The 21,737-nt window shown below is 74.1% G+C and carries 21 protein-coding genes; 4 read left to right on the top strand and 17 right to left on the bottom strand.

Annotation, left to right across the window (positions count from 1 at the left end; translation table 11 throughout):
• Positions 1 to 80 precede the first annotated feature (80 nt).
• Positions 81 to 1,856: an SGNH/GDSL hydrolase family protein gene (locus C9F11_RS32100; RefSeq protein WP_138962537.1), complete on the top strand. Its 1,776-nt coding sequence runs from the start codon at positions 81 to 83 to the stop codon at positions 1,854 to 1,856.
• Here the strand turns inward: C9F11_RS32100 and C9F11_RS32095 are convergent.
• From C9F11_RS32095 to pcaC, 3 genes are all read right to left on the bottom strand, one after another.
• Positions 1,853 to 2,632, bottom strand: a complete 780-nt coding sequence (locus C9F11_RS32095; protein WP_138962536.1) for an exodeoxyribonuclease III — start codon at positions 2,630 to 2,632, stop codon at positions 1,853 to 1,855. The genes C9F11_RS32100 and C9F11_RS32095 overlap by 4 nt on opposite strands.
• Before the next feature lie 48 nt (positions 2,633 to 2,680).
• A complete protein-coding gene (locus tag C9F11_RS32090; protein WP_138967248.1) occupies positions 2,681 to 3,313 on the bottom strand; it encodes an MBL fold metallo-hydrolase in 633 nt (210 codons plus the stop codon).
• Between the two features lie 81 nt (positions 3,314 to 3,394).
• On the bottom strand, positions 3,395 to 4,690 hold the full coding sequence (pcaC, locus tag C9F11_RS32085; protein ID WP_138962535.1) for a 4-carboxymuconolactone decarboxylase: 1,296 nt from the start codon (positions 4,688 to 4,690) through the stop codon (positions 3,395 to 3,397).
• A 322-nt stretch (positions 4,691 to 5,012) separates the two neighbouring features.
• Here pcaC and C9F11_RS32080 point away from each other — a divergent pair, with 322 nt between their 5' ends.
• A complete protein-coding gene (locus C9F11_RS32080; protein WP_249401955.1) occupies positions 5,013 to 5,906 on the top strand; it encodes an ornithine cyclodeaminase family protein in 894 nt (297 codons plus the stop codon).
• 6 nt (positions 5,907 to 5,912) lie between these two features.
• Here the strand turns inward: C9F11_RS32080 and C9F11_RS32075 are convergent, their stop codons facing one another.
• The 8 genes from C9F11_RS32075 to C9F11_RS32045 all read right to left on the bottom strand — a co-directional run bounded on the left by C9F11_RS32075 (position 5,913) and on the right by C9F11_RS32045 (position 13,482).
• On the bottom strand, positions 5,913 to 7,181 hold the full coding sequence (locus C9F11_RS32075) for a sulfite oxidase (protein ID WP_138962533.1): 1,269 nt from the start codon (positions 7,179 to 7,181) through the stop codon (positions 5,913 to 5,915).
• A gap of 268 nt (positions 7,182 to 7,449) precedes the next feature.
• A complete protein-coding gene (locus tag C9F11_RS32070) occupies positions 7,450 to 8,040 on the bottom strand; it encodes a sugar kinase (protein WP_138962532.1) in 591 nt (196 codons plus the stop codon).
• Positions 8,041 to 9,198 (bottom strand): ROK family glucokinase, encoded by a 1,158-nt coding sequence (locus tag C9F11_RS32065; protein WP_138962531.1) that lies wholly within the window; start codon positions 9,196 to 9,198, stop codon positions 8,041 to 8,043.
• Between the two features lie 216 nt (positions 9,199 to 9,414).
• On the bottom strand, positions 9,415 to 10,251 hold the full coding sequence (locus C9F11_RS32060; protein WP_138962530.1) for an ATP-binding cassette domain-containing protein: 837 nt from the start codon (positions 10,249 to 10,251) through the stop codon (positions 9,415 to 9,417).
• Positions 10,248 to 11,306: an ABC transporter permease gene (locus C9F11_RS32055; protein ID WP_138962529.1), complete on the bottom strand. Its 1,059-nt coding sequence runs from the start codon at positions 11,304 to 11,306 to the stop codon at positions 10,248 to 10,250. The genes C9F11_RS32060 and C9F11_RS32055 overlap by 4 nt, the downstream gene beginning before the upstream one ends.
• Positions 11,303 to 12,286: a sugar ABC transporter substrate-binding protein gene (locus C9F11_RS32050; RefSeq protein ID WP_138962528.1), complete on the bottom strand. Its 984-nt coding sequence runs from the start codon at positions 12,284 to 12,286 to the stop codon at positions 11,303 to 11,305. The genes C9F11_RS32055 and C9F11_RS32050 overlap by 4 nt, the downstream gene beginning before the upstream one ends.
• 191 nt (positions 12,287 to 12,477) lie before the next feature.
• Positions 12,478 to 12,600: a hypothetical protein gene (locus tag C9F11_RS49705; protein ID WP_269078101.1), complete on the bottom strand. Its 123-nt coding sequence runs from the start codon at positions 12,598 to 12,600 to the stop codon at positions 12,478 to 12,480.
• A gap of 132 nt (positions 12,601 to 12,732) precedes the next feature.
• The gene (locus C9F11_RS32045) at positions 12,733 to 13,482 is read right to left on the bottom strand and encodes a GntR family transcriptional regulator (protein WP_138967246.1); all 750 of its coding nucleotides are present in this window, start codon (positions 13,480 to 13,482) and stop codon (positions 12,733 to 12,735) included.
• Positions 13,483 to 13,623: 141 nt separating this feature from the next.
• Here C9F11_RS32045 and C9F11_RS32040 point away from each other — a divergent pair, with 141 nt between their 5' ends.
• Positions 13,624 to 14,643 (top strand): Gfo/Idh/MocA family oxidoreductase, encoded by a 1,020-nt coding sequence (locus C9F11_RS32040; RefSeq protein ID WP_138962527.1) that lies wholly within the window; start codon positions 13,624 to 13,626, stop codon positions 14,641 to 14,643.
• Positions 14,644 to 14,788: 145 nt separating this feature from the next.
• Here C9F11_RS32040 and C9F11_RS32035 read toward each other — a convergent pair whose 3' ends face one another.
• The 5 genes from C9F11_RS32035 to C9F11_RS32015 form a co-directional block, all read right to left on the bottom strand.
• Positions 14,789 to 15,973 carry a cytochrome P450 gene (locus C9F11_RS32035; RefSeq protein WP_138962526.1) on the bottom strand — a complete coding sequence of 395 codons (1,185 nt, stop codon included), beginning with the start codon at positions 15,971 to 15,973 and terminating at the stop codon, positions 14,789 to 14,791.
• Between the two features lie 282 nt (positions 15,974 to 16,255).
• Positions 16,256 to 16,924, bottom strand: coding sequence for a response regulator transcription factor (locus C9F11_RS32030; RefSeq protein WP_138962525.1), 669 nt, complete (start codon positions 16,922 to 16,924; stop codon positions 16,256 to 16,258).
• Between the two features lie 59 nt (positions 16,925 to 16,983).
• Positions 16,984 to 18,171 carry a hypothetical protein gene (locus C9F11_RS32025; protein ID WP_212767844.1) on the bottom strand — a complete coding sequence of 396 codons (1,188 nt, stop codon included), beginning with the start codon at positions 18,169 to 18,171 and terminating at the stop codon, positions 16,984 to 16,986.
• Entirely contained in the window at positions 18,168 to 19,376 is a 1,209-nt protein-coding gene (locus C9F11_RS32020) for a hypothetical protein (protein ID WP_138962524.1), read from the bottom strand. Before C9F11_RS32020 ends, C9F11_RS32025 begins: the two co-directional genes overlap by 4 nt.
• A 162-nt stretch (positions 19,377 to 19,538) precedes the next feature.
• Complete coding sequence (locus C9F11_RS32015) at positions 19,539 to 20,738, bottom strand: histidine kinase (RefSeq protein WP_249402249.1); 1,200 nt, start codon at positions 20,736 to 20,738, stop codon at positions 19,539 to 19,541.
• 301 nt (positions 20,739 to 21,039) lie between these two features.
• Here C9F11_RS32015 and C9F11_RS32010 point away from each other — a divergent pair, with 301 nt between their 5' ends.
• Positions 21,040 to 21,249: a hypothetical protein gene (locus C9F11_RS32010; protein ID WP_138962522.1), complete on the top strand. Its 210-nt coding sequence runs from the start codon at positions 21,040 to 21,042 to the stop codon at positions 21,247 to 21,249.
• A 16-nt stretch (positions 21,250 to 21,265) separates the two neighbouring features.
• Here the strand turns inward: C9F11_RS32010 and C9F11_RS32005 are convergent, their stop codons facing one another.
• Positions 21,266 to 21,700 carry a ribonuclease domain-containing protein gene (locus tag C9F11_RS32005; RefSeq protein WP_138962521.1) on the bottom strand — a complete coding sequence of 145 codons (435 nt, stop codon included), beginning with the start codon at positions 21,698 to 21,700 and terminating at the stop codon, positions 21,266 to 21,268.
• Positions 21,701 to 21,737 lie beyond the last annotated feature (37 nt).

The raw sequence follows: 21,737 nt of genomic DNA, 5'->3' as shown, positions 1-21,737 counted from the left end.
TTCAGGGCGCGTCCACCATCACGGCTTCAGGGCGCGTGCACCGTCACACCGGGAACACCGAGGCTCGGGAAGGGGCCGTCGTGCGCCGACGCGTCTGGGGCACCGCCGCCGTCGTACTCGCGCTCCTGGGGATTCCGGCCCCCGCGGGCGCGGCGGGTGCCGCGCCGCACGGATCCGGGCCGCTCCCCCTGGAGCGGCTCTTCGACAACCGCGCCATCAGCGACGACGCGCGGCCCGGCGACGCGGACTTCGACGGCTCGGGCGCCTCGCTGTCCGCGCCGGACCTGGCGGCGGCCGGGTGGACTCCCGGGCGCGTCCTGGGAGTTGAGGGCGCGCACCTCGTCCGGCCGGACACCCGGGCGGGCGAGCCGGACAACGTGCGGGCCGACGGGCAGTGGGTGCGGCTGCGCGGACGCGGCGACGCGCTCGCCTTCCTGGTGGCCGGGACGGGCGGCGACGCGCGGGGCAGCGGGACCGTGCGCTACCGCGACGGGTCGCGCTCCGCGTACCGGCTGACCGCCCCCGACTGGCGCACCGGTCCGCTCGCCACCAAGTCCGTCGCCCTGCCGCACGTCAACGCGCCGGACGGACAACGCGCCGAGAAGGCCCGGCTGTACGTCGTCACCGTGCCGCTCGCGCGCGGGCGCGAGGTGGCGTCGGTGCGCCTGCCCCGCGACCCCGGGGCGGCCGACCTGCATGTCTTCGCCCTGTCGGTGCGCTCCCTTGCCACCGGGTGGACGGGGACGTGGTCGGCGTCCACCGCCGGGTACGCGCCCGTGGGCCCGTGGGCGGACCGGACCGTGCGGCTCGTGGTGCACACCAGTGCGGGCGGGCCCCGGGTGCGGATCCGGCTCGACAACACCTTCGCGGGGGCGCCCGTGCGCGTCGGGAGCGCCAGCGTCGCCGTGCGGGACGCTGGGGCACGGGCGCGGGGCGCGCCCGCGGCGCTGACGTTCGACGGGGCGCGGGGGGCCGAGATCCCGGCGGGGGCGCGGGTGTTCAGCGACCCGCTGCGGTTCGCGGTGCCCGCGGGCGCGGATCTGCTGGTCAGCTTCCATCTGCCGGGGACGGTGACCGCGACGCCCGTGCACAGCCAGGCCCTCCAGACCTCGTACGTGAGCGAGCCGGGCGATCACGCCGCGGACGGGGCGGGGGCCTCGTACACCTCCACGGTGGGGGTGTGGCCGCTGCTCACCGGGGTCGACGTGGCGGGCGGGGCGGGCTCCGTGGTGCTGCTCGGCGACTCCATCACGGACGGGGTCGGCTCCACGCCCGACACGAACCGGCGGTGGCCCGACGTGCTCGCGCGGCGGCTCCTGGAGGAGCCGGGGGCGCCGCGCCGCGGCGTCCTCAACCAGGGCGTCTCCGCCAACCGCGTCGTCGGCGACCGCTACCCCGGGGACGGCGTGTCCACCGACACCGGGGGCGTCAGCGCGCTGCACCGCCTCGACCGCGACGTGCTCGCGCAGACGTCCGCGCGCACCGTGGTCGTCTTCCAGGGCATCAACGACCTGCGGGCCCAGGCGCCCGCGGCGGAGGTCCTGGGCGGCCTGCGGGAGATCGCCGCGCGGGCCCGCGCGCGGGGGCTGCGGGTCGTCGCGGCGACGCTGGTGCCGTGCGCCGGGGAGGCCCGGTGCACGGCGGCCGTCGACGCGGAGCGGGCCGCGGTCAACGCGGCGCTGCGGCGGGACGGGGCGGGCTTCGACGCCGTGCTCGACTTCGACGCGGCGCTCCGCGACCCGGCGCTTCCCTCGCGCCTGCTGCCGGAGTACGACAGCGGCGACCATCTGCACCCCGGCGACGCGGGCCTGGCCGCCCTGGCCCGGGCGGTGCCCCTGGAGGTGCTCCGGGGCTAGAGGTCGAGGTCCACGACCACCGGGGCGTGGTCCGACGCGCCCTTGCCCTTGCGCTCCTCGCGGTCGACATAGGCGTCGCTCACGGCCTTGGCGAACGGGGCGTTGCCGTACACCAGGTCGATGCGCATGCCCTTGTTCTTGGGGAAGCCCAGCTCGCGGTAGTCCCAGTACGTGAAGGGGTGGTCGTACTTGAGGGGGCGCGGGACGACGTCCGTCAGGCCGGTCTCGCGGAGGGCCGCGAGGGCGGCGCGCTCGGCGGGGGTGACGTGCGTGAGGCCCTCGAACCTGGCGACGTCCCAGACGTCGTCGTCCGTCGGCGCGACGTTGTAGTCGCCGAGGACGGCGAAGGGGCGCGGGCCCGCGGCGTCGGCGGTGACGGCGGCCTTGAGGGCCTCGAACCACTGGAGCTTGTAGGCGTAGTGGGCGTGGTCGACCTCGCGGCCGTTCGGCACGTAGACCGACCAGGCGCGCAGGGGGCCGCAGGTGGCCGCGATGGACCGGGGCTCCTGCGCGCCGTCGTAGTCGGGGCCGCCGGGCAGGCCGGTGGTGACGTCCTCGAGGCCCACGCGGGAGAGCAGCGCGACGCCGTTCCACCGGCCGGTGGCGTTGACCGCCGACTCGTAGCCCAGCTCGCGCAGGGCCTCGGTGGGGAACTGCTCCGCGGTGCACTTGGTCTCCTGGACGCACAGGACGTCCGTGCCGCTCTTCTCCAGCCAGGCCAGGAGACGGGGAAGGCGTGCGGTGATCGAGTTCACGTTCCAGGTGGCGATGCGCATGACGGACAACCTACCTGCCGGGTGTGACAGCGGGCGGCCCGGCGGCGGTCACACCCGCGCGGACTCGCCCGGCGCGAGCCGCGTGTGCTCGGTGCCGCCGAGCCTGCCGATGTGCCCCTCGTAGATGGGCAGCGCCAGATCCGTGAGCAGCGCGTCGTGGACGTCGTACGCGCGCTGCGGCTTGACCTCGCGGACGTACTCGATGACCTCGGAGATCTTGTTCCAGGGGGCCATCACCGGGACCAGGAGGGTGTCCACGGGGTGCTCGGGGACGGTGAGGGCGTCGCCGGGGTGGAACACGGAGCCGTCCACCAGGTAGCCGACGTTGGTGATGCGCGGGATGTCGGGGTGGATCACGGCGTGCAGCTCGCCGTGGGCCTGGACGTCGAACCCGGCGGCCGTGAAGGTGTCGCCGTGGCCGACCCGGTGCACGCGTCCGGGGAAGGCCGCCGCGATCCGGTCGGCGACGGCCGCCAGGGTCCAGATCTCGGCGGCCGGGTTCGCCTCCATGGCGGCGCGCAGGCGGGACTCGTCGAAGTGGTCGGGGTGCTCGTGGGTGACGAGGATCGCGTCGGCGCCGACGGCCGCGTCGGCCTCGCTGAACCCCCCGGGGTCGACGACGAGCGTCCGGCCCTCCTTCTCCAGGCGTACGCACGCGTGGGACTGCTTGGTGAGCTTCATGCCGGTGCTGCCGGTGGCCTTCGTCATGGATTCCCCTTCTCCGTTCGGTGGTCCCCATCCTGCTCGCCGCGGGGTCCCGCGCTACTCCTGGGGCGTCGTTTCCTCGCGGATGACCGCCTGCGCGACCCGGAAGGCGCTGTTGGCCGCGGGCACGCCGCAGTACACGGCGGCCTGGAGGAGCACCTCCTTGATGTCGGGCGGGGTCAGGCCGTTGCGCAGCGCGGCGCGGACGTGGAAGGCCAGCTCCTCCAGGTGGCCGCCCGCGACGAGGGCCGTGAGCGTGACGCAGCTGCGGGTGCGCCGGTCGAGGCCGGGGCGGCTCCAGACCTCGCCCCAGGCGTAGCGCGTGACGAGCTCCTGGAAGTCCTCGGCGAACCCGTCGGCCGCGGCCAGGGCCTGGTCGACGTGCGCGTCCCCGAGGACCTCGCGGCGCACCTTCATGCCCGTGGCGTACGCGTCGGGGCGCGCGGCCTGCTCCTCGGGCCGCTCCACGGGCGCGATCTCCGCCGGGGGCGCGGCGGGCGGCGGGGCGAGCACGGGCTTGACGGGCGGCGCCGCGATCGCGTGCTGTCCGGTCGCGCCGATGTCCGGCGCGGCCTGCCAGGCGCTGCCGAAGTGGCGGACGAGCAGATCGGTGACCGCGGCGGGCTGCTCGACGGGCGCGAGGTGGGAGGCGCCGGGCACCACGGCGAGGCGGGCGTCGGGGATGCCCGCGACGAGCGTGCGGGCCTCGCCCTGGCCGGTCACCTGGTCCTCGGAGCCGACGAGGACCAGTGTGGGCACTCCTATGCTGCCGAGCTCGCCACGGACGTCGAAGGCGGCGAGCGCCTCGCAGGCGGCGATGTAGCAGCCGGGGTCGGTGGTGCGCACCATCTGTACGGCCCAGTCGGTGATGGCGGGCTGGGCGGCGGCGAAGCCGGCCGTGAACCAGCGCTCGGGCGAGGTCCTGGCGACGGGGTCGAGGCCGTTGGTGCGGACGATCACGCCGCGCTGGCGCCACTCGTCGGCGGTGCCGAACCGCGGCGAGGTGGCGATCAGCGCGAGCGAGGCGACCCGCTGCGGGTTCCTGAGGGCCAGTTCCGCGCCGATGGCGCCGCCGAGCGAGCAGCCCGCGTAGCCGAAGCGCTGCACGCCCACCTCGTCGAGCGTGGCCAGCACGCCGGCGGCGAGCTCACCGACGGAGTCCACGGGGCGGGCGGGGGCGCCGCCGTGTCCGGGCATGTCGAAGCGGAGCACCCGCCAGTGCTTGCTCAGCTCGGGCACCTGCCGGTCCCACATGTGCCACGTCGTCCCGAGCGACGGCCCGAGGACCAGTACCGGAGCGTCGTCCGGACCGTCGAAGCGGAACTGGAGGGCGGGGTTCTTCGTCTCACTCACCCGCTCCACGCTAGCCAGTCGCCTTCGGCGTCGAGTGACGGGGGCATCGTCTGGACCGGGCCTCCGCGCCGGTGTCCTCCTTGCCGGTGGGAGGCCGCCCTCTCGTCTGCCCGGTGGCTGTGCTTGCGCGTCTGCGGGACTGTTGTGGCTGGTCGCGCAGTTCCCCGCGCCCCTCAGGGGGCCGTTGCCCGGTCCAGTGCGGTGTTTCGGGGGCGTCGGCATCGGTGAGGGTCATGGGATGAATCCGCTACCCGTCTCCCCAGAACCTTCAGGAAATCCTCTCCTTCACATCGGCGCCGACGCCGTCGCCCGGCTCGTTCCCATGGCCGTCGCCGTCGACGCCGTCGAGGCCGCGCTCGCCGGGGGCGGCCTCGACCCGGAGGCGGAGCCCGCCCGGGCCGTGGTCGGGGTGCCGGGTGGGCAGCTGCTCCTGATGCCCTCGGCCACGACGGCGTACGCGGGCGTGAAGGTCGCCTCCGTCACGCCGGACAACCCCGCGCGCGGGCTGCCGCGCGTCCAGGGCCTCTACCTCCTCCTCGACGGGACGACCCACACTCCGCTGGCCCTGCTCGACGGCATCGCGCTGACGTCGCTGCGCACGCCCGCCGTGTCGGGAGCGGCGCTGCGGCACCTGGCCGTGCCGGGGGCCCGGCGGCTGCTGGTGTTCGGGACGGGGCCGCAGGCGTGGGGGCACGTGGAGGCGGTGCGGGCGGTGCGGCCCGGGCTCGCGCACGTGGACGTGGTGGGCCGGGACCCGGGGCGGCGCGCGGCGTTCGTGGAGCGCTGCCGGGGCGCGGGGCTCACGGCGGCGGCCGCGACGCCCGAGGACGTCGCGCACGCCGACGTGGTGTGCTGCTGCACGACGGCGCGCGAGCCGCTGTTCGACAGCGCACTGCTCGCGCCGCACGCGGCCGTCGCGGCGGTCGGCTCGCACGAGCCCGACGCGCGCGAGGTGGACGAGCACCTCGTGGGCCGGGCCACGGTCGTCGCCGAGGCCCGGGCCGTGGCGCTGCGCGAGTGCGGCGACCTCGTGCAGGCCGTGGCCGCCCGCGCCTTCGACCCGCAAGGGCTGCGCACGCTCGGCGAGTTGGTGCGCGGCGAGGTGCCGGTCACGCCGGACAGGCCGCGCCTGTTCAAGTCGGCGGGGATGGCGTGGCAGGACCTGGCGGTGGCCGTGGCGGCGTACGAGAGGCGGGGTGCGGGCCAACAGGGCTGACGGTTCTCACACCACCGTCACCGGGTGCCGTACGACGGCGTCGAACAGGTACCCCTGGGTGTTGTGCGGCGTCGTGGGCGGCTGGGTGCGGCCCGTCGCGTCGGTGGCGCGGGCGAGCAGCGTGGCCGGCCCCGTGGCGCGCGGGCGCCAGGTCGTGCTCCAGCGCACCCAGGAGCCGCGGCGCGGCTCGTCGCGCAGCCGGGCCGGGTGCCAGGTGGCGCCGCCGTCGGTGCTGACGTCGACGCGGGCGACGGCCGCCGCGCCGGACCAGGCGCGGCCGGTGAGGCGGTGCCGGGTGCCCGCGGCCAGCGGCGCGTTCCAGGGCAGCTCGAAGGCGGACTTGAGGGTCTGGCGGGTGAGCGGCGCGGAGCCCTCCGGCGGGTGGCCGGGGCCGAACAGGCGGTAGAAGTCGGTGTTCCAGGGCGAGTAGAGCGGGGTCGCCGAGACCTCGATGTCGCCCACCCACTTGATGGACGCGATGCCGATCCACGAGGGCACGACGACCCGCACCGGGTGGCCGTGGTCGGCGGGCAGCGGCTCGCCGTTCATCTCGTACGCGAGGAGTACGTCGTCCAGGGCCTTGGCGAGGGGCAGCGGGCGGCGCACCCGGCCGAGGTTCGTGCCGTCCGCCGTCACGTAGTCGCTGTCGAGGCCGCGGGGCATGACGTCCACGGCGTTACGCGCGAGGCCCGCCTCGCGCAGCACGTCGGCGAGGCGCACGCCGCGCCAGCGCGCCTGGCCGATGGCGCCGAGCGTCCAGGCCGTGCCGGAGACCTGCTGGCCCTGCTGGACGGTGAACAGGCTGCGGCCGTTGCCCGCGCACTCGACGAACGCGCTGCGGGTCGTCGACGGCAGCCGGTGGAGGTCGGCGAGGGTGAACTCCCGTGGGCCGCCGGTGAGTCCGTCGCCCCAGACGGTGAGCTTCCAGCCGTCGGCGGCGAGTTGGGGCGTGGCGGTGTGGTTGCGGACGAAGAAGTGGGACGCGGGGGTGAGGTGGCCCGTCTCCGCGAGGGCCTCGAACCTGGTCTCGGCGTTCGTGCCGCGCGGCGTGAACACCTCGGCGGGCAGCGCCTTGACGATGCCCGGCGCGGTGGCGGCGTGGGCGCGCGGGGCGCTCCAGACGCCCGGCACGGCGGCCGCGAGGCCCGCGGCTGCCGCGAGGCGCAGCAGGTCGCGGCGGGCCACGCCGTCGGCGCGGGCCTGGCCCGCGAGCCACTGGCGCAGCCTGCGCCGGTCGTGGTCGGCTTCGGTCGGGGAGGGGTGGGGCAGCGTCATGGGGGCGGCCTTCCGCGCGGCGTGACAGGGCGGGGTGACAGGAGGGGTGCGGCACGGCGCGTACGCCGGACGAAGGTCACACGGCGTACGGGACGTGCTCGGCGGGGGTGTGCTGAAGGATCAACAACAGCCGCGCGAAGGCAGCGCACGGGCCCGGTGGGCACCGGGGACGAAGCTGCCGCGGCCGAGGATCACGGCGCCATGCTACGAGGCCGCGGCGGAACCCGCCACGGCCTCTTCCTGTCCTTCTCCTGCCCTTGACGTGCCCCTAGGGCGTCGTCGCGGAGACCACGTAGACCATCGGGTGCTTCGGGTTGGCGCGGCTCACCACGATGTCCTGGGTGGGCGCCGGGTTGTCCTGGTCGTGGGTCACGCCCCACCAGGGGCCGGGGCCGGTGAACTCCCAGCCGACGACGTTCTGGTCGCGCTTGCTGATGGTGATGTCGTCCTTCTTCAGCTTGCTCGCGCTGGTGCCGGTCTCCTTGAGGAACTTCTCCAGGCCTTCGTTGCTGGTGAGGAACTGGACGTACAGCCGGCTGGTGCGCCAGTTGTTCGTCTCGTAGTAGGCGACCTCCGCCGAGTACGGCGGCACCGACACGTCGTACAGGCGGCGCTGGACCTTGGAGGGCCAGCCCGCGGTGAGGCCGGTCGCGGAGTACTTCTTCTCCTTGTCGCGGCCGCTGTCGCGGGACTGGTTCGCGGAGATCAGCAGATAGACCGCGGGCACGCCGATGAGCAGCACGATGATCGTCGCGGTGAGCCAGCGGCGGCGGAGCATGTGGCGGCGGTCCTCGGGGCGGGGCTCCGGCTCCGCGGGGCCGGGCAGGTCCGGGGACGAGGGCTGGCGGGGGACGGTCATCTACTGGCTTCCCTGGGCGGTGCGGTCGTTGGCGCGGCGGGCCTCGGCGTAGCGCTCGTAGCGTTCGTAGCGCTCGACGCGGCGGCGGTTGGCGCGGCGGAAGCGGCGGGCGACGAGCCGGGCCAGGTCGGCGGCGCCGACCATGCCGGCTTCGGGGCCGAGCTGGGCGCGGGCGATGCGGGCCTCGGGGCGGTAACCGCGCCCGGTCAGGTGGCGGCGGAAGGCGTCGCGGGCGGGGCCGATGAGCAGGTCGTCGGCGGCGCTGACGCCGCCGCCGATGACGAAGCAGGACGGGTCGAGGGCCGCGGCGAGGTTCGCGATGCCGACGCCGAGCCACTGGCCGATGTCCTGGAGCAGCTCGACGCACATGGCGTCGCCCTCGCGGGCCAGCTCGGTGATGAGGGGCCCGGTGATGTCGGGGACGTTGCCCTTGACGCGCTCGATGATCCCGTACGCGACCGGCGAGTCGGCGGCGGCCAGCTCGCGGGCCTCGCGGACGAGCGCGTTGCCGGAGCTGTACTGCTCCCAGCAGCCGCGGTTGCCGCACGGGCAGCGGTGTCCGCCGGGCACGACCTGCATATGGCCGAACTCGCCCGCGACCCCGAACTTGCCCCGCTTGACCTGGCCGTCCTCCAGGATCGCGCCGCCGATGCCGGTGCCCAGGGTGATCATGACCAGATGGTCCTCGCCGCGGCCCGCGCCGAAGCGCCACTCGGCCCAGGCGGCGGTGTTCGCGTCGTTGTCCACCATGACGGGCACCGCGAGACGGCCGGAGATGCGGTCCCGGAGGGGTTCGTTGCGCCAGGACAGGTGCGGGGCGAACAGGACGCGGTTGCGGTCCGCGTCGACCCAGCCCGCGGCGCCGATGCCGACGGCGTGCACGTCGTGCCGGTCGGACAGGTCGAGGACCAGCTCGACGATGGTGTCCTCGACGACCTTGGGGCTCTTGGACTTGTCCGGCGTCTCGGTGCGCAGGGTCTCCAGGATGTTGCCGTCGGCGTCCACGACGCCCGCCATCACCTTGGTGCCGCCGATGTCGATGCCGACCGTGGGGACGCGGGGGGCCGTCAGGTGCGAACGGCGCTCACGCGTGCCCACGGTCCGCAGAACGGTGGCTCGGGCGGAGCCGCGGTGCGTGAGGTCGCGGTAGGTGCTCATCGCGCCGATTCTGCCTCACGCTCGCGGGGGCGCGCACAACGGGGACCCGGGGCGCGGCCGCCCCGGGCTTCCCGCCCGGGCTGGCGGGAGGTGCCCCTTCCAGGGGCGCGGGGAACTGCGCGACCGGCCACGAAAAAGCCGCAGACGCGTCTGCTCGGTACTCGGCAGATGCGTCTGCGGCTCTTCGCCGGCTGAGCGCGCAGTTCCCCGCGCCCCTTAGGGGGCGGTGTTCCCCGGGGTGCGTTCCAGTTCGTGGCGGAGGTCGTCGAGCTCGGAGCCCCCGGCCATCTGGCGGGTCAGCTCGTCGAGGGTGATGTCGGCTCGCGTGTAGGAGCCGGACATCCGGCCGCGCTTGAGGAGGACGAAGCGGTCGCCGACGAGGTAGGCGTGGTGGGGGTTGTGGGTGATCAGGACCACGCCGAGCCCCGCGTCCCGCGCCGCGGCCACGTACTTCAGGACGACGCCGGACTGCTTCACGCCGAGCGCCGCCGTCGGCTCGTCCAGGACGAGGACCTTCGCGCCGAAGTAGACGGCGCGGGCGATCGCCACGCACTGGCGCTCGCCGCCGGAGAGGGTGCCGATCGGCTGGTCGACGTCGCGCAGGTCGATGCCCATGCGAAGGAGCTCGGCGTGGGTGGTCCTGCGCATGAACTCCACGTCCAGGCGCTTGAACGGCCCGGTGCCCTTGGTGGGCTCGGAGCCGAGGAAGAAGTTCCGCCACACCGGCATGAGCGGGACGACCGCCAGGTCCTGGTAGACGGTGGCGATGCCGCGGTCCAGGGCCTCGCGGGGGCTGGCGAGCCGGGTCTCCTCGCCCTCGATGCGGAAGGTGCCCGCGTCGTGCCGGTGCAGGCCCGCGACGATCTTGATGAGGGTCGACTTGCCCGCGCCGTTGTCGCCGAGCACGCAGGAGATCTCCCCCGCGTGCACCTCCAGGGAGACGCCTTCCAGGGCGCGGATGTTGCCGTAGTACTTGCTGACGTCGTCGAGCTCGACGAGCGGCGTACCGTCCGCGGGGGCCGTGACGTCCTTGGATGCGGCCTCAGTCGTCATTTCGTCGCCTCCGCGCGCTTGCGGACCCAGGCGTTCAGCAGGGTCGCGAGGAGCAGCATCGCTCCGAGGAAGAACTTGAACCAGTCCGGGTTCCACTCGGCGTAGACGATGCCCTTGCTGGTCATGCCGAAGATCAGCGCGCCGACCGCGGCACCGACCGCCGAGCCGTAGCCTCCGGTGATCAGACAGCCGCCGATGACGGCCGCGATGATGTAGATCAGCTCGTTGCCGACGCCCTCGCCGGACTGGACGACGTCGTAGTTGAACAGCAGGTGCTGGCCGGAGACCCAGGCGCCGAAGGCGACGCCCATATAGAGGCCGATCTTCGTCCTGCCGACGGGGACGCCGACCGCGCGGGCGGCCTGCTCGCCGCCGCCGACCGCGAAGATCCAGTTGCCCGCGCGGGTGCGCAGCAGGATCCAGGTGGCGACCGCGACCATCGCCAGCCACCAGACGATCGTGATCTTGAAGTCGACGCCGCCGATGGTGATCGTCGAGGCGAAGACGTCCTTGGCGGACGAGAAGCCCTCCATGTCGGAGATCGACTTGGTGGAGACCGTGCCGCTGATCAGCTTGGTGAAGCCGAGGTTCATGCCGGTCAGCATCAGGAACGTGCCGAGCGTGATGATGAAGCTCGGCGGGTCGGTGCGGATCAGCATGACGCCGTTGAACACGCCGATGGCGAGGGTCGCGAGCAGCGAGACGCCGACGCCGACCCAGACGTTCGCGGTCATCTGGTAGCTGAACATCGACGACATCAGCGCGGACGTCGTGACCATGACGCCCGCCGACAGGTCGAACTCGCCGCCGATCATGAGCAGCGCCACCGGCACCGCCATGATGCCGATGGTGGAGGCCGCGTACAGGACGGTGGCGATGCTGTTGGCCTGGAGGAAGCTGTCCGCGATGATCGCGAAGAACAGGAAGACCGCGACGGCGCCGACGACCGAGCCCAGCTCGGGGCGGCCCAGGAGCTTCTTGAGGGGGGAGGTCGTCAGGAGGCGCTCGTCCGCCGCCTTCGCGGGCTTGTGCGGGGCCGGTGCGGTCGCGCTCATCGGGTTCCCCGCTTCGCGTAGTCCTCGAGCTCGCCCGCCTGGTCCTTGGTGACGATCTGCGGGCCCGTGAGGACCGGCTTGCCGCCGCCGAGGACGTCGGCGTTGTACTTGTAGAGCCACAGCAGGTCCACGGCCTCGTAGCCCTGGAGGTAGGGCTGCTGGTCGACGGCGAAGCCGAGCGTGCCGGACTTCAGGCCCCCGGCGACCTTCTCGTTCAGGTCGAAGGTGTCGATCTCCGCCTTGCTGTTCGCGCCCTCCTTGGCCTTCACCGCGGTGTCGGCGAACGGGGCGCCGAGCGTGACGACCGCGTCGATGTCCTTGTCGGCCTGGAGCTTGGCCTCGATGCCGGACTGCACGTCGGGCATGTTGGTGCCCTCCACGTACAGGTTCTTCATCTCGCCCTTGAAGGTCTTCTTGGCGCCCTCGCAGCGCTGCTCGTGACCCACGTTGCCCTGCTCGTGCAGGACGCACAGGGCCTTCTTCTTGCCCCGCTTGTTCAGCTCCTCGCCGACGGCCTCGCCCGCGATCGTCTCGTCCTGGCCGATGTGGGTCAGGGCGCCGAAGGCCTTGGACTCCTCCGAGCCCGAGTTCACGGTCACCACCGGGATGCCCGCCTTGCGGGCGCGGGCCACGGCGGCCTTCATCGCGTCCGGCTTGGCGAGCGTGACGATGATGCCGTCGACCTTCTTGTCGATGGCCGCGTCCACGAGCTGGGCCTGCTGCTGCGCCTCGTCGTGGTGCGAGTACAGGAACTTGATGTTGTCCTTGACGGCGGCCTGCTTCGCGCCGTTCTGGACGATGTCCCAGAACGTGTCGCCGTCGCCCGAGTGGGTGATCATCGCGAAGGTCCAGCGCGGCGTGTCGACCGCGGCCCTGCCCGACGCCTGCGCCGCCTTGCGCGCGTCCTCGGCGCGCTTGCCGCCGGTGCTGCTGCATCCCACGAGGGACGCCCCGAGCACCGCAACCAGCACGGCACCCACCGCACGTACTCCCGTTCGAACCCTTGCCACGTCGCCGTGCCCTTCTTGCTGTGCCGTGCTTGCAGTGCCTGCTGAGATCGCCGTGTTCGCGGTGTGCACAGTGTGCCGCGCCCTGCCGAGCCTCTCGTGCCGCTGGGCCCGGTCAGCGGACCCAGCCGCCCAAGTATCGGTCACGCCGCCGCCCCGGATGGTCATCGGGTACCGACGTCCGCGCCGTCCGCGCCGTTCTCGTCGCGCTCGGCGCCGGAGCTGCCGCGGCCTGCCGCGAGCGCGACGACCGCTGTGACGGCTGATGCCGTGCGGGCTGTACGCATGGTGGTGCCACCCTTCTCCCGGCTTGCTCCCGGCCGCCGCTGCTGTGCGGCTGGAGGGAGTTGTAGCCGGGGGCGCGGCCCACCGTCAATGACTTTGTCAGAACATTCTTACTTCTGTGGCGCCGGGCGAGGTCAGGGGCGCACGAGGAGCTGGAACTCGAAGGAGTACCGCGAGGCGCGGTAGATGTGCGAGCCGTACTCGACCGCGCGGCCCGTGTCGTCGAAGGTCGTCCGCCGCATGGTGAGCACCGGCGCGCCCTCCGGCTCGGCGAGCAGCTCCGCCTCCTCCCCCGCGGCGGCGCGGGCGCCCACGGACTGCCGGGCGCTGTGCAGCGTGATGCCCGCGGCCCGCATCAGCCGGTACAGGCCGGTGGCCTCCAGGGCCTCGGTGTCGAGGGCGAGCAGCCCGGCCGGGATGTGGTTGCGCAGCCTGGCCATGGGCTCGCCGTGCGCGAGCCGCAGGCGCTCGACCAGGTGGACGTCGCTGCCCTCGGCCACGCCGAGGGCGGCCGCGGTCTCGGCGGACGCGGGCTCGACCACGTTGCGCAGGACCCGGGTCTCGGGGCGCTGGCCCGCCGCCTCCAGGTCGTCGTAGAGGCTGCTGAGCTCCAGGGGGCGCTTGACCTGGCTGTGCACGACCTGGGTGCCGACGCCCCTGCGGCGCACGAGCAGGCCCTTGTCGACGAGCGACTGGATGGCCTGGCGGACGGTGGGCCGGGAGAGGCCGAGGCGCCCGGCGAGCTCGATCTCGTTGCCGAGCAGGCTTCCGGGCGTCAGGGCACCGCGCTCGATCGCCGCCTCCAGCTGCTGGGACAGCTGGAAGTAGAGCGGGACCGGGCTGCTGCGGTCGACGCCGAGGTGCAGGGCCACGGTGGGGTCCACGGCCGGTTTCGCGGCTTTGGCTGCTCCTTGTTCGGTCACGGAGCGAGCGTAGTCCGGGGAGATGATGACGGGAAGTTCGGAAGTTCTGTTGTCAGGACAAACCATTGACAGGAGCGCGGTTCCGTCGCGAGGGTGGGGCCCATGCGCATCGGACTGATCGGAACGGGACGTATCGGCACCTTCCACGCGGCGGCCCTCGTCCGCCGTCCGGAGGTGGAATCGCTCGTCGTCGCGGACGTGGACACCGCGCGGGCGGCGGACCTCGCGGCGCGGCTCGGGGCGACGGCGGCCCCTTCGGTGGACGCGCTGTTCCCGGGCGCGGCCTCGGGTCCCGGCGTGGACGCGCTGGTCATCACGGCGGCGACCGCCGCGCACGCGCAGCTCATCGCCCGGGGGGCGCGGGCGGGCCTGCCGGTGTTCTGCGAGAAGCCCATCGCGCTCGACCTGCCGGGCACCCTCGCCGCGCTCACCGAGGTCGAGTCCGCCGGAACGATCCTGCAGCTCGGTTTCCAGCGCCGCTTCGACGCCGGGTACGCGGCGGCGCGCGCGGCCGTGCGCGCCGGGCAGCTCGGACGGCTGCACACCGTACGGGCCATGACCTCGGACCCGGCGCCGCCGCCCGCCGCGTATCTGCCGCTGTCGGGGGGCCTGTACCGGGACTGCCTCGTGCACGACTTCGACATCCTGCGCTGGGTGACGGGGCGCGAGGTGACCGAGGTGTACGCGACGGGGTCCGACGCCGGTCCCGCGATGTTCCGCGAGGCGGGCGACGTCGACACGGCGGCCGTGCTGCTCACCCTCGACGACGGCACCCTGGCCACGGCGACCGCGACCCGCTGCAACGGCGCGGGCTACGACGTCCGCATGGAACTGGCCGGGGAGGCCGACCAGATCGCGGTCGGCGTGACCGCCCGCACCCCGCTCACCTCCGCCGAACCGGAGGCGCCCGGCGGCCCCGACAAGCCGTGGCCCGGCTTCCTTGAGCGCTTCGCCCCCGCTTACGAGGCGGAGCTCGCCGCGTTCGTCGACGTCGTGCGCGGTGAGCTGGCCAACCCCTGCGACGGCCGGGAGGCGCTGCACGCGCTGCGCATCGCCGAGGCGTGCGAGCTGTCGCGGGCCGAGCGGCGGCCCGTGCGGCTCACGGAGATCCCCGGGGCCTGAGCCCCGGTCGCCCCGGCCCGCCCCTGCGCGGGCCCGGGGCTCAGCCCGTCGCGCGGACCGTGCCCTGGGCCAGGGCACAGGGCGTCTCGGCGCCCTCGCCGCCGCCGGTCAGCAGGTCACACCGGGCGGAGGTCCCGGGCGGGTGCTACCAGCGGACGTCCAGGCGGCGCAGGCCCCGCATCAGCAGGCCCGGGCGCCAGTCCGTCGCGGGGCCGTCCAGGGCGAGGTCCGGGCAGCGCTCCAGGAGCGAGGCGAGGGCGATCCGGCCCTCGACGCGGGCCAGCGGGGCGCCCAGGCAGAAGTGGATGCCGTGCCCGAAGGCGACGTGGCCCTGCGGGGCGCGGTGGAGGTCGAAGTCGTCCGGCGCCCCGTACTTGCCCGGGTCGTGGTCGGCCGCGGTGAGGCCCACCACGACGACGGAACCGGCCGGGATCAGCGTGCCCGCCATCTCGGTGGGCTCGGTGGTGAAGCGGTAGGTGGAATTCTCCACCGGGCCCTCGTGGCGCAGGCCTTCCTCGATCGCGCCGTCCAGGAGGCCCGGGTCGGCCCGCAGCTCGGCCAGCTGGGCGGGGCGGGCGAGCAAGGCGTGGACGGTGTTGGTGATGAGGTGGACCGTCGTCTCGTGTCCCGCGATGAGCAGGAGGTACGCCATGCCGCGCAGCTCTTCGTGGGAGAGCCGGTCGCCGTCCTCGGCGCGGGTGCGGATGAGGGCGCTGAGCAAGTCGTCGCCGGGGACCGCGCGCTTGGTCTCGATCAGCTCGTCCAAGTAGGCGGCGAGGGCGACGAAGACCGTCTCCTCCCACTCCTCGGTGGTGGGTGAGGTGGCCTCGTTCGACAGCTGGCGGAAGCGCTCGCGGTCCAGGTCGGGGACGCCGAGCAGTTCGCAGATGACCGTCATCGGCAGCGGGAAGGCGAGGGCCTCCACCAGGTCGGCGCGGCTTCCCTTGGCGAGCATCCCGTCCAGGAGGCCGTCCGTGATCTCCTGGATCCGCGGGCGCAGCGCCTGGACGCGGCGGGCGGTGAACTCCCGGCCGATCAGGGAGCGCAGCCGGGTGTGGTGCGGCGGGTCGACGGTGAGCAGATGCGGGCCGATCAGCACCTCGTCCGGTAACGCCAGGTCGATTCCCGTGCTCGACTTGGTGAGTCGGGGGTCGGCGAGGGCGGCGCGGGCCTCTTCGTAGCCCACCACCAAGTAGTGGTCGGTGTCGTGGTCCGGGGGCGGGAAGCGGACGCGGTGGACGGGGCCCCGGGCTCTCAACTCGGCGTACGCCCGGTGGGGGTTGGTGGTGAAGTCCTCGTAGGAGGCGAGGTCGATGACTGCGTCTGCCATGGGGCGTCCCCTCGTGCGGGTTACCTGGTGTCCGCGGAACGAACGGGGCGGCCGGGCCGTTCCCTCGCGGGGCGCCCCAGGCCCGCCCCTTCCCGATCAAGGGGGCTCCGCCCCCTTGGACCCCCGTTTTCGGCGCTTCGCGCCTCGTCCTCAAACGCCGGACGGGCTGGATGGTGCCGCTTGCGGCTGTGTTTCAGCCCCTCCGGCGTTTGAGGAGCGGGGGTCTGGGGGCAGAGCCCCCAGTTTCGGGAAGGGGCGGGATCGGGGAGCCCCCGGCAGGGTTCAGGCGCCGTCCAGGAGGTCCGCGTCGTGGACCAAGAGGGCGATCTGCACCCGGTTGTTGAGGTCGAGCTTCGTCAGGATGCGGGAGACGTGGGCCTTCACCGTGGCCACGCTCAGGAACAGCTCCGCCGCGATGTCCGCGTTGGAGGCTCCCCGGCCCACCGCCACGGCGACCTCCCGCTCCCGCTCCCCGAGGGCACCGAGGCGCGCGAGGGCGCGTTGGCGCCGGTCGAGCTGCGGCCCGCCGCCGGTCACCTGGGAGATGAGCTGCTGCGTCACCGTGGGCGAGAGCACGGGCTCCCCGGCGGCCACGGCCCGTACCGCCGCGACGATCTCGGCGGGCGCGGTGTCCTTGAGGACGAACCCGGCGGCCCCGGCGCGCAGCGCCCGCAGCACCTGTTCGTCGGCGTGGAACGTGGTGAGGACGATGACCTCGGGGGCGTCGGGGCGCTTGCGCAGGAGCTCGGTGGCGGCGAGGCCGTCCATCGTGGGCATCCGGATGTCCATGAGGACGACGTCCGGGCGCACCTCACCGACCAGCGCGGCGACTTCGCTGCCGTCCCCCGCCTCGCCGACGATCTCGATGTCGTCGGCACCGCCGAGCATGAAGGAGAGTCCGGCGCGGACCAGCGGGTCGTCGTCGACGAGCAGGAGCCTGATCGGTTTCATGCGCCCTACCGTAACGAGCCCGGTCACCGGCCCCGGCCGGGGTCCGGGGCGGGAGGCGGTCACCGGGGCAGCCGGATCCGCAGCGGGCCGCAGCCCACGCGGTCGGCCTCCGCCGCCACGTAACGGGGCATGAGCGCGCGGAGGTCGGCGGCGCGCTCCCCGTCGTCGGCCCGGATCAGGAAGGTGACGTCACCGGTCTGGCACTCGGCCTGGTAGAGGGCCATGTCGTCGCGGAGGAAGCCGTGTCCCCGGGAGTGCCTGCGGGTGTCGCCGTCGGCCGTGATGCGACGCTGCCCGCCGTCGTACGAGAGGTCCTTGTAGAGCACGGCCAGGCGCGGGTCCACGACCGTCATCAGGCGCAGCGACGGATGGCCGAAGAGGACGTCGCGGTCGCAGGTGCGCACGGGGGCGTCGCCCGCGGTGACCAGGGGACGGCGGTAGTGGTCGGCGTCCTTCCCGTCGTGCGTGCGCAGGCCCTCGACGCCGCAGATCGCGTCGCGCTTCTCGTCGGTGAACCGGGCGGGGGCGCCGAGCCCGTCGGCCGGGTCGGCGAGGGCGCGGGTGCAGCCCTGGTCCGTCATGTAGTCGTTGACGAGGGTGACCACGGCGCGGGCGAGCCGGGCCCGTTCGTCGGTGTCGACCTCGTCGTCGTACACCGTCCAGCCGGTCTCCATGTCGACGACGAGCGGCCCTTCGTCCTCGCGCTGGCGGCCGACGCAGCCTTCGGGGACCGCGAGCCACGCGCGCGTGTCGGACACCATGCCGAGCAGTCCGCCGCCGAGGGGCGTCATGCGCGCGGACAGGTACTCGTCGGCCCAGGTGTCGCCCGCGCCGCCGAAGCGTACGTCGAGCCGGTGCAGCCGGGCGGTGACGCGGGCGCCGCGCGGGGACGTCAACCGGCACAGCCCGGACGGCCCTTCGGAGCCGGTCCTGCTGGTGGTGACGGGCACGTCGGCGGCCTCGATGTCCCGCTTGCCGTGGAACAGGTCGGCCACGTCGTCCTCGTCGAACGCGCCCCAGCAGGCCCGTTCCTCGGCGAACGGTCCCGCCTGCGCCTGCCAGGCCACGGCCGTGCCGCCGAGCAGCGCCCCGGCGAGGGCGGCGGCGAGGGCGGGCCGCAGGCGGCCGCGGGTGAGCCGGCGCCAGTGCCACCAGGGGCGGCGCGGCACGGCCGCCGCGATGGCGGCCGCCACGTCGCCCCCGCCGTCCTCGGTGTCCGCCGCGGCCGTCGTGCGGTGCTCGCTCATCGGTGCTCCCCGGGGGTGGCGGCAGGCGTCTTCGGCGCGAGGGGCGCGCACCCCAGGCGTCGCGTCACCGCGTCGGTGAACGTGGTGAAGTAGCCCTCGGTGTCGCGCGTCGGCGAGCCGAGCATCAGGAACGTCGTGGGGCGGCCCGCGCACCGGGCGCGGACGACCTGGTGCCCGGCGGCGAACACGCCGGTGCCGCGCCAGCCGCGCGCGGGCGGCCGGCTCCCGGTCACGCCGTCGAGCAGCGCGCCGAGCCGTGGTTCGCGGATCATCAGGGCGTCGAAGACCCGGGTGTCCACGCGCTCGCCGAGCCGCGGGGAGCGGCCGATCCGTACGGAGCAGGCCTGTCTGTCCCGGGTGACCGCCCCGGCCTGGGCGACGAGCCGCAGGGCCGCTTCCTTGCCGAGGCCGGACGCGACGTCGAGCCCCGGGATGCGGCAGACGGCGCTCGACGGGTTGGTGTCGTCCTTCTCCGGGAGCCTGAGCAGGGGCGAGGTGGCGCGCGGCGGCTCCGCCGGGGCGCAGCCCGCGGCCCGCATGCCCTGCTCGGCGGCGGTCAGGAGGAGTTCGACGGCGGCGTCGGCGCCGCCGAGGTCCGTGCCGCCGATGACGTCGTCCGGCCCCTTCTCCTCGGCCCGCAGGGTGACGGCGGTGGGCCGTCCGTCGCGGGTGTCGCAGCGCTGGGGCAGGACCAGCAGGCCGTGGCTGCCGTCGACGGCGCCGGGCAGCCCCTCGGGCAGGGGCATCGCGCGCCCGCCGACGAAGGTGTTGAGCCACTCCAGGCGGGCGGCGGCCCGCTCGGGCGCCGGTCCGTACGTCACCGTCACCCGGGTGTCCTGTACGCCCTTGTCGCCGTCGCTGAAGGTGTGCTCGGAGCGCACGGCGAGCACGCACCGCCCCTGGGGCCGGGCCCGGGTGGGCGCGGTCTCCTCGGCCGTGCGGCGGTGGGCGTCGTCCCCGTCGAAGGCCTCGTCGCCGAGGATGCCGGGGCCGCTGTCCCGCTCCCAGGCACCCCAGCAGTAGCGGTCGCGGCCCTCGAAGGGCCAGGTGTCCGTGGCCCAGGTGCCGAGGCCCGCGGCGAGCAGCGTGACCACGGTGGTGGCGGCGAGCGCGCCGCGTCGGGCCCTGAGGCGTTGCCGTACGCGTATGAACCGTTTGCCCTCTTGTGGGCGGCCGGTGTCCTCCGGCGCGCTCTCCCCCGTCACTGCCTTCACCTCTCCGGTTACGTGCCGTTGCCGCCCGCCCCTGCTTTCGGGCCTTTGCTTCTGTGCAGCGGCCGATCGTAGCCGGGGGGGCGACCGCGCCCCTCACCAGGCCCTGGGGGGTGCGGAGTTGAGGGAGGAAGCGGGGCGATCCGGGCAGGGGGCTCACCCCCAGGGCAGCCATGCCTCGACGACGAAGCCGCCGCCGTGCCGGGCGCCGTGGGAGAGCCGTCCGCCCGCGAGCGACGCCCGTTCGGTGAGCCCGATGAGCCCCTGGCCCGAGCCGGGCACGGGCGGCACCTCGCCGGGCGGCGCCGGGTTGCGGACGGTCACGGTCAGGCCCTCGTCGGGCGCGCCCGCGACGGTGACGGTGACCTCGGCGCCCGGCGCGTGCTTGCGGGCGTTGGTCAGGGCTTCCTGGGCGATGCGGTACGCGGTGCGGCCGATCGCGGCGGGCACCGCGGCGGGGTCGGCCACGCGCAGGTCGAGCCCCACCTTCATGCCCGCGTCGCGGGACTCGGCGACGAGCGTGTCCAGGGCCGCGAGGGTGGGCTGGGGCCGCCCGGACGAGGTCTCCGCCTCGCCGCCGCGCAGCACTCCGATGACCTGGCGCAGGTCCTGGAGGGCCTCGTGCGCGCTCTCCCGGATGACGCCCGCGGCGCGGGCGATCTCCGCCTGGGGGGCGTCGGGCCGGAACTCCAGGGCGCCCGCGTGCACGCTGAGCAGCGTCAGGCGGTGCGCGAGGACGTCGTGCATCTCGCGCGCGATGGCCTCGCGGGCGAGCCGCTGGGCCTGCTCGGCGCGGAGCGCGGCCTCGTTCTCGGCGCGCCGGGCCCGGTCGCGCAGGGCGATCAGGAGCTGGCGCCGGGAGCGTACGAGCATGCCCCAGGCGAGGACGACGAGGATGAGCATCGAGGTCAGCACGACCGACACCAGGTACGGCGTCTCGCCGTCGGGCCGCAGCCAGAAGAACACCGGGATCGTGGCGACGCCGAGGCCGCCGATCAGCGCGCTGTACTTGAACGGCCGGTGCACGGCGAGCGTGAAGTAGGCCACGAGCGTGGTGCCGCCCGCGGAGTCGGACACGAGGCCGACGAGCAGCATCGCCACGGCGAGGCCGACCGGCCAGCGCCTGCGCAGCCACACGGCGGCACAGGACGCGGCGCCGATGAGCTGGTCGATCGCGACCGTGCTGTCGGACAGCGCGGGGTTCTTGGCGACGCCGTCCGCGCCGATGAGACCGATGACCACGGCGATCAGGAAGAGGCCGAAGTCGACGACCCAGTCCCGCAGGGTGCGCCGCACGCGCCCGCCCTCGCCCTCGCGCCGGTCCGGGTCCAGCTCGGCGGTGACGGCCGAGGGCAGGAACCAGGTGTTGGGCAGCACGGGCTCGGCACCTGACGGGGGCTCCGGTGCGGCTTGACGGTCCACGCCGACCGGCCGTCCCCCGTCGACGGCCGGTCGTGTGGCAGCGCTGTCGTTCACAAGCGACAAATCTACGCACCGCCCGGCCGGATGGTCTCCCACCAGCGGCGATCGTCGACCAAAGTCACATGGCGCGCGACTTTGGGCGCATCCCGGCGGGCGCCGATGCGGCCGCCCGGCGCGGCGGGCCCCGCCCCGCGGCCGATGTCCGTGGAAGGTCCGCGGGACGAGGATCGGTGCCATGAAGAAGCTTCTCGAAGGAATCGGTTTCCTGCTGCTCGTCCAGGGGGCCGCGGGGCTGGTGCACGAGTTCACCGGCTGGCTGCGCGGCTGGGGCGTGATCCAGCACCTGGGCTTCGCCGACGGCTACGAGCTGTATCTGAGCATCGCGCTCGTGGTGCTCGCGGTCGCCCTGTTCGCGGCGGCCGAGAGCGCCGAGAAGGCCCGGTGAACCCCCTGGGCGCCGGTCAGCAGCCTCGGTCGACCAGGTCGAACGACCGGTAGTGGTCGGCGGTGTAGTAGTCCTCCTGGCCGCGCTCGCCGGTGACGATGCGCCGGGCGCCACGGGTCGAGGAGCCCGGGGTCTTGACGGTGTACTCGTGGTAGTAGCCGGTGCTCTGCTTCGGCAGGACGCCCTCCCGGTTCTGGAAGACGGTGCCGTCCTGCGGGTACGGGAACGGCCCGTTCTTCGCTATGAGTCGGAGCGTGTCGTGGGCCTGCGAGGGCAGGGCCGAGTAACAGATGTCGCCGACCGAGGCGACGGAGAACCCGGCCGGGCCGACGACGGCCGGGCCCTGCTGCGGGGCGGCGTTCGCGACGCCGGTGAGAGAGCCGCCGACGAGGAACGCGGCGGCGAGGGCGGACGCACTGACGAGACGGGTGATCCGTGGGGGGATTCGCATGGGCCCAGTGTGACGCGCGTAGAGGTTGATGTGTCAA

Source organism: Streptomyces sp. YIM 121038, from assembly GCF_006088715.1.
GTDB lineage: Bacteria > Actinomycetota > Actinomycetes > Streptomycetales > Streptomycetaceae > Streptomyces.
Note: the sequence above shows the minus strand (reverse complement) of the source record. Positions and strands in the feature narration are given on the sequence as shown.

What these genes read in the sequence shown, in the direction of transcription:
- C9F11_RS32095 (WP_138962536.1), bottom strand. Translation starts at nt 2,632, where the DNA reads ATGCGCATCGCCACCTGGAACGTGAACTCGATCACCGCACGCCTTCCC.
- C9F11_RS32090 (WP_138967248.1), bottom strand. Translation starts at nt 3,313, where the DNA reads ATGAAGCTCACCAAGCAGTCCCACGCGTGCGTACGCCTGGAGAAGGAG.
- C9F11_RS32080 (WP_249401955.1), top strand. Translation starts at nt 5,013, where the DNA reads ATGGCCGTCGCCGTCGACGCCGTCGAGGCCGCGCTCGCCGGGGGCGGC.
- C9F11_RS32075 (WP_138962533.1), bottom strand. Translation starts at nt 7,181, where the DNA reads ATGACGCTGCCCCACCCCTCCCCGACCGAAGCCGACCACGACCGGCGC.
- C9F11_RS32070 (WP_138962532.1), bottom strand. Translation starts at nt 8,040, where the DNA reads ATGACCGTCCCCCGCCAGCCCTCGTCCCCGGACCTGCCCGGCCCCGCG.
- C9F11_RS32065 (WP_138962531.1), bottom strand. Translation starts at nt 9,198, where the DNA reads ATGAGCACCTACCGCGACCTCACGCACCGCGGCTCCGCCCGAGCCACC.
- C9F11_RS32060 (WP_138962530.1), bottom strand. Translation starts at nt 10,251, where the DNA reads ATGACGACTGAGGCCGCATCCAAGGACGTCACGGCCCCCGCGGACGGT.
- C9F11_RS32055 (WP_138962529.1), bottom strand. Translation starts at nt 11,306, where the DNA reads ATGAGCGCGACCGCACCGGCCCCGCACAAGCCCGCGAAGGCGGCGGAC.
- C9F11_RS49705 (WP_269078101.1), bottom strand. Translation starts at nt 12,600, where the DNA reads ATGCGTACAGCCCGCACGGCATCAGCCGTCACAGCGGTCGTCGCGCTC.
- C9F11_RS32040 (WP_138962527.1), top strand. Translation starts at nt 13,624, where the DNA reads ATGCGCATCGGACTGATCGGAACGGGACGTATCGGCACCTTCCACGCG.
- C9F11_RS32035 (WP_138962526.1), bottom strand. Translation starts at nt 15,973, where the DNA reads ATGGCAGACGCAGTCATCGACCTCGCCTCCTACGAGGACTTCACCACC.
- C9F11_RS32030 (WP_138962525.1), bottom strand. Translation starts at nt 16,924, where the DNA reads ATGAAACCGATCAGGCTCCTGCTCGTCGACGACGACCCGCTGGTCCGC.
- C9F11_RS32025 (WP_212767844.1), bottom strand. Translation starts at nt 18,171, where the DNA reads ATGAGCGAGCACCGCACGACGGCCGCGGCGGACACCGAGGACGGCGGG.
- C9F11_RS32010 (WP_138962522.1), top strand. Translation starts at nt 21,040, where the DNA reads ATGAAGAAGCTTCTCGAAGGAATCGGTTTCCTGCTGCTCGTCCAGGGG.
- C9F11_RS32005 (WP_138962521.1), bottom strand. Translation starts at nt 21,700, where the DNA reads ATGCGAATCCCCCCACGGATCACCCGTCTCGTCAGTGCGTCCGCCCTC.